The sequence below is a fragment of the Spectribacter hydrogenoxidans genome, from assembly GCF_031846275.1.
Lineage (GTDB): Bacteria > Pseudomonadota > Gammaproteobacteria > Nevskiales > Salinisphaeraceae > Spectribacter > Spectribacter hydrogenoxidans.
The window spans coordinates 89747-101206 of the sequence record NZ_JAVRIB010000011.1 but is presented as its reverse complement, the minus strand read 5'-3'; the positions used below and the strand labels follow the sequence as shown (position 1 = coordinate 101206).

General features: G+C 67.6%; 11 protein-coding genes and 1 riboswitch. Of the genes, 8 read left to right on the top strand and 3 right to left on the bottom strand.

Annotated features, from left to right (window positions below):
* On the top strand, positions 1-777 hold the full coding sequence (locus RM532_RS11495; RefSeq protein WP_311653474.1) for a heme ABC transporter ATP-binding protein: 777 nt from the start codon (positions 1-3) through the stop codon (positions 775-777).
* Positions 778-790: 13 nt separating this feature from the next.
* The gene (locus tag RM532_RS11490) at positions 791-1768 is read left to right on the top strand and encodes a cobalamin-binding protein (RefSeq protein WP_311653473.1); all 978 of its coding nucleotides are present in this window, start codon (positions 791-793) and stop codon (positions 1766-1768) included.
* A gap of 192 nt (positions 1769-1960) precedes the next feature.
* On the opposite strand, the gene RM532_RS11485 is transcribed toward RM532_RS11490, so the two are convergent.
* Both RM532_RS11485 and RM532_RS11480 read right to left on the bottom strand, forming a co-directional pair.
* Positions 1961-3187, bottom strand: coding sequence for an NHL repeat-containing protein (locus RM532_RS11485; RefSeq protein WP_311653472.1), 1227 nt, complete (start codon positions 3185-3187; stop codon positions 1961-1963).
* Positions 3188-3210: 23 nt separating this feature from the next.
* Positions 3211-5226 (bottom strand): TonB-dependent receptor plug domain-containing protein, encoded by a 2016-nt coding sequence (locus tag RM532_RS11480; RefSeq protein ID WP_311653471.1) that lies wholly within the window; start codon positions 5224-5226, stop codon positions 3211-3213.
* Between the two features lie 123 nt (positions 5227-5349).
* Positions 5350-5506, bottom strand: a riboswitch (cobalamin riboswitch).
* Between the two features lie 114 nt (positions 5507-5620).
* Between RM532_RS11480 and RM532_RS11475 the strand changes: the two genes are divergently transcribed.
* The 3 genes from RM532_RS11475 to RM532_RS11465 are packed head-to-tail and all read left to right on the top strand — an operon-like array spanning position 5621 to position 7357.
* Positions 5621-6232 carry a LysE family translocator gene (locus tag RM532_RS11475; protein ID WP_311653470.1) on the top strand — a complete coding sequence of 204 codons (612 nt, stop codon included), beginning with the start codon at positions 5621-5623 and terminating at the stop codon, positions 6230-6232.
* A 57-nt stretch (positions 6233-6289) separates the two neighbouring features.
* Positions 6290-6685: an MAPEG family protein gene (locus RM532_RS11470; protein ID WP_311653469.1), complete on the top strand. Its 396-nt coding sequence runs from the start codon at positions 6290-6292 to the stop codon at positions 6683-6685.
* Positions 6686-6697: 12 nt separating this feature from the next.
* Positions 6698-7357, top strand: a complete 660-nt coding sequence (locus RM532_RS11465) for a phosphoglycolate phosphatase (RefSeq protein WP_311653468.1) — start codon at positions 6698-6700, stop codon at positions 7355-7357.
* Between the two features lie 2 nt (positions 7358-7359).
* Here RM532_RS11465 and epsC read toward each other — a convergent pair whose 3' ends face one another.
* Positions 7360-8340, bottom strand: a complete 981-nt coding sequence (epsC, locus tag RM532_RS11460; RefSeq protein WP_311653467.1) for a serine O-acetyltransferase EpsC — start codon at positions 8338-8340, stop codon at positions 7360-7362.
* Positions 8341-8441: 101 nt separating this feature from the next.
* Here epsC and RM532_RS11455 point away from each other — a divergent pair, with 101 nt between their 5' ends.
* The 3 genes from RM532_RS11455 to RM532_RS11445 all read left to right on the top strand — a co-directional run bounded on the left by RM532_RS11455 (position 8442) and on the right by RM532_RS11445 (position 11431).
* Positions 8442-9029: a TetR/AcrR family transcriptional regulator gene (locus tag RM532_RS11455; RefSeq protein ID WP_311653466.1), complete on the top strand. Its 588-nt coding sequence runs from the start codon at positions 8442-8444 to the stop codon at positions 9027-9029.
* 294 nt (positions 9030-9323) lie between these two features.
* Positions 9324-10280 (top strand): prolyl aminopeptidase, encoded by a 957-nt coding sequence (gene pip, locus RM532_RS11450; protein WP_311653465.1) that lies wholly within the window; start codon positions 9324-9326, stop codon positions 10278-10280.
* On the top strand, positions 10277-11431 hold the full coding sequence (locus RM532_RS11445; protein ID WP_311653464.1) for an MFS transporter: 1155 nt from the start codon (positions 10277-10279) through the stop codon (positions 11429-11431). The genes pip and RM532_RS11445 overlap by 4 nt, the downstream gene beginning before the upstream one ends.
* Positions 11432-11460 lie beyond the last annotated feature (29 nt).

The window sequence follows — 11460 nt, the reverse complement described above, 5'->3', positions numbered from 1 at the left end:
ATGACGCTGTCCATCCGCAATCTGACCGTCGCCATCGGCGAACGCCGGCTGCTGGCGAATATTTCGCTGGCCGTGGCGGCCGGCGAGCTGGTCGCGGTGATCGGGCCCAACGGCGCCGGCAAGACCAGCCTGATCCACGCCGCGGTTGGCGATCTGCCCGCACAGCAGGGCCAGGTTGCGTTCGCCGGCCGCGCGCTGGCCGACTGGCCCGGGCGCGAACGGGCCTGCGGCATGGCCCTGCTGCCCCAGTTCTCGACCCTGGGCTTTCCCTTCACGGTGCGCGAGGTCGTGCTGCTGGGTCGCGGTCCGCATCGCTCCGGGGCGAAGGTCGACGGCCGGATTGCGGACGCCGCTTGCGACGCTACCGATATCGAACATCTCCGGACCCGGCGTTATACCCACCTGTCCGGCGGCGAAAAGCAGCGGGTGCAGTTGGCAAGGGTGCTGGCCCAGATCTGGCGGGCCGAGGATGCACCCGACCGACTGCTGCTGCTGGACGAACCGGTGGCCGCGCTGGATATCGGCCATCAACAAGTGGTGATGGGTCAGGTCCGGCGCTTCGCCGATCAGGGCGTCGCGGTCGTCATGGTGCAGCACGACATCAGCCTCGCCGCCCGCTACGCCGACCGCCTATTGGCACTGCGGGAGGGGCAGGCAGTGGCCGAAGGCGAGCCGTCCGCGGTCGTCACCCAGCAGACTATGCACCGCCTGTTCGATACCGATACCCGCGTGATACCGCATCCCGACACCGGCACACCGGTGGTGCTGCATGGGTAGGCAGACCGGTCTCATGCGGCGAATCGTCGCAGTTGCGCTGCTCGCCCTTGCCGACCCGGCAATCGCCGGGTCCGACATCGTGGTAACCGATTCGCTGGACCGTGAAGTCCGGCTGGACCGGCCGGCCGAGCGCATCGTTGCACTGGCCCCGCATCTGGCCGAGAACCTGTATACCGCCGGCGCCGGCGGCCGGCTGGTCGGGACCATGGCCCACAGCGACTATCCCTCCGAAGTCCGCGAGCTGCCCGAGGTAGGCGGTTACGGCGGCGTGAGTCTGGAATCGATCGTCGCCCTGGAGCCCGACCTGGTGCTGGCCTGGGCGTCCGCACCCGGCGCCTCGGACGCCATGCTGTCGCGCATGGCATCGCTGGGCATCCCGGTTTACGTGAACCAGCCGCGCTCGCTGGACGACATCGCGGACACGGTGGTCGATCTCGGCCGGCTGGCCGGCACTGCTACAGAGGCGAGCCGAGCGGCGGCCGATTTCCGCAACGGCCTGGCGGCCCTGCGTCACCGCTACGGCGACCGCGAACCGGTGACCGTGCTCTACCAGGTCTGGAACGACCCGCTGCAGACCATCAGCGACGATCACGTGATTGGCGACGTGATTCGCCTGTGCGGTGGCCGCAACCTGTTCTCCGATACCCGCACCCTGGCGCCCCGCATCAGCCTGGAAGCGGTCCTGGACCGCGATCCGCAGGTCATCGTCGCCAGCGGTCCCGGACCGGGCCGGCCGGCCTGGCTGGACGACTGGCAACGCTGGCCGGGGCTGCGGGCGGTGCGACATGGCAATCTGGTGCACGTGCCGGCGGATGTCCTGCAGCGCTCGAGTGTTCGGATCGTGGACGGCGCCCGGCAGCTGTGCCGAAAGCTTGATGCGGCGCGTACAAAGGCAACCAATGGTTCCGCGAACGCGCTATCGCCGCCACCTGCCGTAGCGAGGCGCGACAGCGCCGCGGCTATCTCGCCCGCTGGATTCACCTCGTGGTGATGTAATCCGTTCAGGAGATCGCCGGCGCCAGCCCCGCTTCGCGGGTCTGGCTCGCGATGATATGGCCACCCGTTATGGCGAGTCGCGCAGCGCCGCGGCCATCTCATCCCGTTGGCTCGGGGCGTGAAATGAAGCCCGCAAAGGGTAGGCCCTGCGGCGGCCGAGCACGCGCCGCAGGGCATCCATACGCCGTTACGGATTCGCCGTCGCGAAATCGATGCCGCTGGGCAGCAGGCCGCTGCCGGTGGCGATCGAATCGCCGATCATGTCCATACCCGGTTCCAGCAGATCGATGCGGGGATTGCCGGTATCCCCATTGGCGATCCACAGCAGGCCCGCCGGGCCCACGGCCAGATCACGCAGGTCCAGCGACGTCAGGCCGGCAACCGGGTCCGGGTCGACCTCGCCGGTGGCGGGATCGAAGCGGCGCAGGTCGGCAATGGTGACAAAACTGTCGTTGGTGCCACGATAACCGATGAAGTAGCCATTGTCGGCATCCACCACGGCGACCGCGTCGATGACACCGGTACCCGCGGTCGCGGATACGAGCGTGTTCACTTCGAAGGTCACCGGGTCGATCACGTCCACGGTGGAGAACTCGGTGTCCACGGGAAACGTATCCCCGACGTTCTGGACCAGCAGCCCCTGGTCGGCGCCCAGCTGGATATCGCCCGGATTACGCCCCTGTAGCGCAATACCCGGCCCGCAGGCGTCGTCGGGGGTGTCGTCGGTTGCGACCGGCTGATCATCAGCGACATTGAACACCGCGACGCAGCTGGTGTTGGTGGGATCGAAATTCACGTCCAGGCGCTGCAGCGTGATGAACAGGCGACCGTCCGCGATCACGCCGGCCGACATGCGGGGGGCATCCGCGCCGTCCGGGGTATAGGCCGACAGGTCGAGTTCGCCAGTCTTGAAATCGGCTTCGGTCTCGGCCGAAGGATCCACCACCCAGGCGGTTTGTTTCCCGTAACGCAGCAGATAGCCCTTGTTGTCGTCGACCACGATCAGCTGGTACGGGTTGGCGCTGCCCTGCTCGCCGTCGTCCAGGGTCGAGTAATCCCAGACGGGCATGGTCGGATCATCCAGGCCGTAACGGGTGATACGGTCGGCCTGGAACTGCTCGATCCGATAGACATCGTTGCCATCGGTATCCACGGCAATGCCGGCATCGGTGGCGGTGTTGGCCAGCGGCGTGGTCATCAGATTGCCGTCGGCACTCAGGTCCACCAGTTCGATCTGGTTGCTGGAAAAATCGCTGGCGGAGGTGGCAATCACGGCGGTATCGGCCGTCAGCGGGTTGTCGGAGCCGGCCGAACCGCCGCCACCGCCACAGGCGGCCAGAGCCAGGGCGGCCGCGGTAAGCGTTCCACCCGCGCCAGGGTTCTTGCGCGGATGGATTTTGCTTGCTTGCGTCATGATGGAATCTCCCTTGCGGTTGGTCAGAAACGCTGCGTCAGCGTCATGAAGTAGCTTCGGCCCGGGCTCGGAAACCGGCTGAAATCCTGGTACAGCTCGTCGGTGGCATTGCGGATTTCCAGCGTCAGGCCGGTACGGCGATCACTGCGCCACTGACGCTCCCAGGAGAGCGTTGCGCCGAGTGTCCGGCGATCGTCCGCGGGCAGCAGATTGGCCGCGTCGTAGAACAGGCCGCTGTCGTAGCGGTAATCCAGCGCCAGACGGAATTCGCCGGCAGTCCAGGCACTGGTGAGGCGTGCGCTGTCGTGATACACACCGGGCAGTTGCTTGCCGTCGCGGTCGGCGATGCGCGGGGCATCATTCTCCGACTCCTGGGTGCTCACGCTGGCGGTCAGCGTCCAGAAGTCCAGCGGACGGTACGACGCCTCCAGTTCCAGCCCGACCACCTCGGCGGCGATATTGACGAACCGGCCGACACCCCGGGCGTTGTAGACCGCAACGATGGCCGGATCGAGGTCGCGACGAAAGCCGGTGAGTTCGATATGGCCGCGATCATGGGACGCCCGGGCGCCGATCTCGGCGTTGACGCCCTCCTCCGCCTGCAATCCCGGATTGCCCACGAACAGCCCCCGCTGGCCGAACCGCTCCAGCAGGGCCGGGATGCGGATATGCCGGGCGAGGTTGGCATACAGGCCCAGCCAGGAGGTGGCCGCAACGCGGCCGCCGAGCTGCCAGCCGAGGTGATCGGTGTTGGTGTCGTTGCGACGCTTGCCGCCCGCAGCGATGGTCTCGGTTTCGTCGAACACGTCGTAGCGACGTACCGCGGCTTCCGTGGCGATCGCGCCGCCGGCACTGCTCCACTCGTGTCGCAACGCGGTCACCAGCTGCACGCGTTCACGCATCAGACCCGGGTCGGCGTCGAGGGCATCGTCCTGGGACTGCTCGGTGTGCGACACGTCTACCGTCAGGCCCAGGGTGTGTCCGCCGATCAGCCAGCCGAGGCTGCTGTTGCCGCCGAGTTCGCGGGTGTCGGTACCTACGTTCTGGCGGCCCACACCCACGCGGCCGGCCTCGTCCCGGTACTGTTCCTCGATCTCGGACCAGACCAGGCGGTGACTTTGATGCAGCCGACCGTCGAACGTGCCGATGTCCTGATAGTGGAGTTGTGCCCGGCGGTCCAGGGTGTCCAGCCGCGCCCGGTTGTCGCGGAAATTCTGGATGGTGGGCACGCCGCGCTCGCTGTCACGCCACTGCAGCAGGGCGTCCACGCGGCGCTCCCCGTCGAGCCGATAGCCCAGCTTGCTGCTGATTGCGTTCTGGTCGAACTCGGCGTTGCGCCGCGTGGTGGTCGCCCCGTCGTTGGGGTTGAACCAGGCATCGCGGTTCGCGTAGGTGAAATCGTTATCCGCACGCTGATGGTCATAGGCCAGCCAGTAGCTGAAATCCTCATGACCACCGCTGTGGAACAGCCCCGCCCGTCGCGCGCCGAACGAGCCGCCGCCGAGCGTGGCGCGGGTAAGCGAATCCCCACCCGCGGGCAGCGAGGTCAGGGCGACTAAGCCGCCGACTCCGGCCTGGGCGAAACGCGCCGGGGGGTTGCCGGGATAGGTACGAATCCGGGCGATGCTTTCCAGCGAGAACAGACCGAGGTCGACGCCGCCAGTGACCGGGTCATTGAGCAGCATGCCGTCCAGGTAGACCTGCACCTGCTTGCTGGACGACCCGCGGATGGAGATGGCGGCCGGACTGCCGAGACCCCCGGTGCGACGGATCTGCACGCCGGTTTCCCCGCCGAGCACGCCGGCGAGATCGGTGATGCGATTGGCGAAGGCCTCGCGCTCGATGGTGCGCACCGCGCCGGTGCGCTGAGAGGCCTCGGTGCTGTCAGCCGCGTTCAGCGGACCGGCCCCGACTTCGATCGGATCCAGCTCGGCGGTGTCGGATTCATCGGCAAGGACCTCGCCGGCCCCCGCCCAGAGCCCTGCCAGCAGCCAGCCGGCCGCAAGCGCCCTGCCCGGCACGGAAAGTGTTCGAATCATGTTGTCCCCGGATAACACCGCCCGCATCACGCCATGGCGCGGCGCGGGCGTTCCTGTTGCATACAGCTATCAGAGGGACGGCAAGAAAGGTCTATGCCCCACGCCATCGCCCACCGCAATGACGTTGATAGCCGATGGCAGGCCGGTCTCCGGGCTTTCGACCGCGGGGTCGATTACCGTTGCGGGGGCAGCGTTGGTTTCGCACCAACTTCCCGTTTGCTTTTCCGTTTATCCGTGCCGCTCGGGGCGCGGCGGAAACACCTGCCACGGTTAAGTTTTGATCTTCCCCTAGTCTAGGAGGCCGCGCGCCGAAGTCAAACCGCGGTACCGGTAAACTCTCGGTTCATCATCAGGACGGCAGGCCGCAAGGCGTGCCGATCGAAGGGGTTCCCGCATGACGCTGGATGCCGCCGGCGCAGCCACGCTGGTGCTGACGATGGCGCTGCTTTCCGCCGCACCCGGTCCCGCCGATGCGGCGATCCTGGCCCGCTCGATCGGCCATGGCTGGCGGCAGGGTATGACGCTGGTGCTGGGCATCGTCGCGGCCGATGCGGTGCTGATTGCGGTGGCCCTGGGCGGGCTGGCGCTGGCGGCCGAGGCCAACGCCGCACTGTTCACGCTGATCCGCTACGGCTGCGGCGCGGTGCTGGTCGTCATGGGCATCCGGGCCTGGGGCTCGGCCACGCCGGCCCTGCCCGTCAGCGATGAGGGCTCCCGCCTGGCCGGTTTCGGCGCGGGCTTCCTGCTCACCCTGACGGATCCCAGCGCGCTGGTGTTCTATTTCGGGCTGATGCCGGCCGTGCTGTCCGTCGATCAGGCCGGGTTCGCCGACGGTCTGCTGGTGCTGGCGCTGGCCACCGGGGTGATCGTGGCGGTGAAGTCGGTCTACGTGCTGGCCGCCGAACGCGCCCGTCGCTGGCTATCCACGCCCCGCGCCCGGGCGATACTCCATCGTCTGGCCGCAGTTCTGCTCATCGGTCTCGGGGTGTTTATTTTGGCGGGGTAGTCATTCGCGGCCGGTCGTCGGACAATGCGCGACCTTCCATGATCCGGGGTTGCGCCGATGGCCATTGTTTCCGTCTACGCCGCGCTGCTGGCGTTGCTGTTCATTGCGCTTAGCATCAATGTCATCCGCGTGCGGCAGTCGACCCGGACCGCCCTGGGCGACGCCGGTGACGCACGCCTGTTGCGGGCGATGCGGGTGCACGCCAATTTCGCCGAGTATGTACCGCTGGCACTGATTCTGCTGTTTGCCGCAGCCGGGCTCGGCGCCACAGCGATCTGGCTGCATCTGCTGGGCGCCCTGCTGCTGGCCGGCCGCCTCAGCCACGCTTGGGGCGTGTCCCGCACGCCGGAGAACCTGACATTCCGCGTGGCCGGCATGATAGCCACATTCACCGTGCTGGCTGCCACTGCCCTGACCCTGCTGGTGCTCGCCCTCGGCGACGCCATCACCTGAGAGGAGACGCCCATGCACACTGCGCTTGCGGGCATCGAACTCGTGGTATTCGACCTGGATGGCACGCTGGTGGATTCCGCGCCGGACCTGGCGGTCGCCACAGATGCCGTGCTCGGCGAACTGGGGGCGCCCCCCGCGGGCGTGACCAAGGTACGGAACTGGGTGGGCAACGGCACCCGCAAGCTGGTGGAACGGGCATTGATCGACGCCGGCCTGGACCCGACGCGTACCGAGCCCGTGCATGATCGCTTCCAGGCGCTGTATGCGGCCGCTCCCTGCGTGGAATCGCGCCTGTTCGACGGGGTGCAGGATTGCCTGGTCGCCCTGGCCGAGCGCGGCATGCCCATGGCGCTGGTCACCAACAAGCCCGCGGCCTTTCTCCCGGCCATACTCGGTGGACTGGGGATCGAGGGCTACTTCCGCTGGACACTGGGCGGCGACAGCCTGCCGCAGAAGAAACCCGATCCCGCCCCGTTGCTACACTGTGCCGCCCTGGCGGGCTTGCCGCCCGCAAGCTGTCTGATGGTAGGCGACTCACGTCATGATGTGCAGGCCGGCCGTGCTGCGGGCTTCCCGGTGGTGGCGGTGACCTATGGTTACAACCACGGTGATCCGATCACCGACAGCAAGCCCGACTACGCCCTGGATTCGCTGGCCGAACTGGTGGCCTGACGCTATTTGCCGCCGCCGTTGTCGGGGCAGTCGTCGGTCAGCGAGGCCTGGGAAATCTGGCTGTCGGGCGGCACGCTGCGGGTCAGCCACACGTTGCCACCGATGGTCGAACCGCGTCCGATGGTGATGCGGCCCAGGATGGTGGCCCCGGCATAAACGACCACGTCGTCCTCCACGATCGGGTGCCGCGGCAGGCCTTTCTGGAGATTGCCGCTGTCGTCGGCCGGAAAGCGCTTGGCGCCCAGGGTGACCGCCTGATACAGGCGGACATTCTCGCCGATGACCGCGGTTTCCCCGATCACCACGCCGGTTCCGTGATCGATGAAGAAGCCCGGGCCGATCTTCGCCCCGGGGTGAATGTCGATGCCGGTGGACGAATGCGCCAGCTCCGCTACCAGCCGCGCTAGCAGCGGCACTTCCAGGTTGTAGAGCGTGTGCGCCAGCCGGTGGTGGATCATGGCCTCCACCCCCGGGTAACAGAGCAACACTTCATCCACGGTCTTGGCCGCGGGATCACCCCGGAACGCGGCCAGCACGTCGGTATCCAGCAGGCGGCGGATGCGCGGCAGATCGGCCGCAAAGTCCCCCACGATGCGGCGCGCCACGGTTTCCGGTTCGCCTTCGTCGCAGGGCTGGCCGCAGTGCCGCGCCATGTAGCGCAGTTCCAGCCGCACCTGATCGAGCAGCAGATTGAGTGCGGTATCCAGGGTGTGGCCGACGTAGAAATCCTCGCTGCGCTCGCTCAGCGCCGGCGGCCCCAGCCGCATGGGAAACAACGCCCCGCGCAGCAGGTCGAGAATCTCGGCCAGATCCCGCCGCGACGGCAAATCACGGCGGCCCAGTTCCTGCAGGCGCCCGGTTTCGCTGCGCCAGTCCATGCGGGTCGAGCGCAGGTCGGTGGTAATCCGTTCCAGGTCCCAGGCCGGTCGGGTGTCCCCCGCCTCGGACCGGGGCGATACGGCTTCTGGCTGATTCGGCGTCATGGCAAATCTCCTCGGCAGTTTTCGCGGCGGCCGGGCCGGCAACCTCGACCATGTTCGTATCCGATTGACGGATACTAGACGACCGGTCTAATATTGTCGACATGAGCCGCAGCGAAACTCGCGCCCTGCTTCTTCGCACCGGCGCGGACATCATTGGCACCCAAGGCTACAACAACACCGGCATCAACGCCGTGCTTTGCGCCGCCGGCGTGCCCAAGGGCTCGTTCTACTACTACTTCGACAGCAAGGACGCATTCGGTCTGGCCGTGATCGATGCAGCGGCCGAGGCCCATGCCGCGGATCTGGATCGGTTGCTGAGCGACCCCGCCACGCCGCCGCTGCAACGGCTGCGGCAGTATCTGGAAACCAGCGCCGATGAGGTGGCGGCACACGACTACTGCCGCGGCTGCCTGATGGGCAATCTCGGCCAGGAACTGGCTGCCCAGCAGCCAGCATTCCGTGAACGGCTGGAGCGGGCGTTCGCGAACTGGAGCGAATGTCTGGCCCGTTGTCTCGACGAGGCGATCGAAGACGGCCAGCTCGATCCCGAGAACGATGCCCGGCAACTGGCCGAATTCCTGCTCGTCGGCTGGGAGGGTGCCATTCTGCGGGCCAAGATCGCGCGGTCACGTGACCCGCTCGATGCCTTCATCCGGATGTTCATGACCCGGGTGCTGGACGCTCGCTGAGCCGCCACCCGTCATGGTGAGGCGCGACAGCGCCGCGGCTATCCCGCCCGGCTGATTCGCCGCGTGGTGGCGTAATCGGGCGGAGAGATCGCCGCGGCAGTCCCGCTTCGCCGGTCTGCCTCGCGATGACATCACCACCCGTCATAGCGAGGCACGAAGCGCCGTGGCTATGGATCCGCTCCGTGGCATCGCTGCTCTGGCCGGCCTGGCCCCGCATCCGTCCCAGAGTGGCAAGACCGGCAGCCGGGGGGCGCGTGGCACAATCGCGGGCATCCACCCGCCATTCCAACGCTAATGTCCGCTGCCCATTCGCTTTATCCCGATATCGAACCCTACGACCAGAGCGAACTGACCGTATCCGACGTGCACACGTTGTATTACGAACAGTGCGGCAACCCGGCCGGCAAGCCGGTGGTGTTCCTGCATGGCGGCCCCGGCGGCGGCTGCAATGCCCGCAGCCGGCGGTTCTTCGATCCGTCGATCTATCGCATCGTGCTGTTCGACCAGCGGGGCTGCGGCCGCTCCCGGCCCCACGCCAGCCTCGAGGCCAACACCACCTGGGATCTGGTCGACGACATCGAGCGGCTGCGCACCCACCTGGGCATCGATCGCTGGCAGGTCTTCGGCGGCTCCTGGGGCTCGACACTGGCCCTGACCTATGCCCAGGCATTCCCGGCCCGAGTCTCCGAACTGGTGCTGCGCGGCATCTTCATGCTGCGGCATCAGGAAATCGCGTGGTTCTATCAGTCGGGGGCCAGCAACCTGTTTCCGGATGCCTGGGAAACCTACGTGGCGGCGATTCCGCCCGAGGAACGCGATGACATGGTGGCCGCCTACTATCGGCGCCTGACCGACCCCGACGGCAACGTCCAACGCGCGGCAGCCCGGGCGTGGTCGGTATGGGAAGCATCGACCAGTTTTCTCCACGCCAATCCCAATGCCCGGGCAGCCTTCTCCAATGACGAATTCGCCCTGGCGTTCGCCCGTATCGAGTGCCATTACTTCATCCACCGCGGCTTCTTCGAACGCGATGACGAGCTGCTGCGCGGGGTGGATCGCATCCGCCACATTCCGGCGGTGATCGTGCACGGTCGCTACGACGTCGTGTGCCCGCTACGCAATGCGTGGGATCTGCACCGGGCCTGGCCGGAAGCCGATCTGCGCATCGTGCCGGATGCCGGACATTCCGCCTTCGAGGCCGGTAATCGCGACGAACTGCTGGCCGCCACCGACCGCTTCGGCGCCCGTTGACGCCGGCTCGCCTCGCGCTGCTGGCACTGCTCTGGTTCACCGGCGTGTACCTGCGGGTGCCGGTGCTGGTGGCGCCGGCGCTGGCGCCGCAGATCGGCGGCGAGCTGGGTCTGGGCGCGGCCGGCGTGGGGGCCCTGACCACCCTGCCGGTACTGATGCTGGGTCTGGGCGCCCTGCCCGGCGCCTGGCTGATCGGCCGGCTGGGCGCCCGCCGGGCTCTGGTAATGGCCGTGGCACTGATGGCCCTGGCCTCGGCCGCCCGGGGTCTGGCGCCGCCCGCAGCGCTGCTGTTCGCGGCCACGGCCGTGATGGGCTTCGGCATCGCGGTGATGCAGCCAGCCCTGCCCGCGATCGTGGCTCGCTGGTGCCCCGGCTTCACCGCGCTGGCCGTGGCGGTGTACATGAACGGCATGCTGCTGGGGGAATTTCTGGGCGCCGGACTGACCCTGCCGCTGATCATGCCGCTGACCGGCAACGACTGGCGCCTGACCCTGCTGGTGTGGTCCCTGCCCGCGCTGATCATCGCCGGTCTGCTGACCCGTCCGGACGACCGGGCCCCCGATGTCGAACCGCCAACGCCCGGCTCGATCCTGGGCGGCGACCCCCGCATGTGGTCGTTCGGACTGATTCTGGGTGCGGCTTCCACCCTATTCTTCGGCACCAATGCGTATATGGCGGATCTGCTCGCCGCGCGCGGCGAAGCCGACCGGCTGGCCACCACCCTGTTCTGGTTCAACCTCAGCCAGGGGGCAGCATCGCTGGTGATGGTGCCGCTGGCGCCCCGTCTGGTTGCGCGCCGGGGGCCGGTGCTGACCACCGGATTGATGGCGGTAACCGGGGGCCTGGCATTCCTGTGGCTGGACGGAAACAGCGCGCTGGTAGCGGCGGTACTGCTGGGCAGTGCCACCGCCATTCAGCTGATTCTGATGGTGGCGGCCGCGCCGCATGTGGTACCGCCCGGCGACACCGGTACCTTCTCGGCCGGGATGTTCGCGGTGGGCTACGGCATGGCGTTCGCAGTACCGCTGGCCGGCGGATTGCTGGCGGAACTGTCCCAGCGACCGCAACTGCCGATCTGGCCGATGCTGGCCTACGGCCTGCTGGTACTGCCTCTGATCGCCCGGATGGATTTTCGGCGGCGCGTGGCCTGACCCCGTGAGTGCACCGTTCGCGCGGGCTT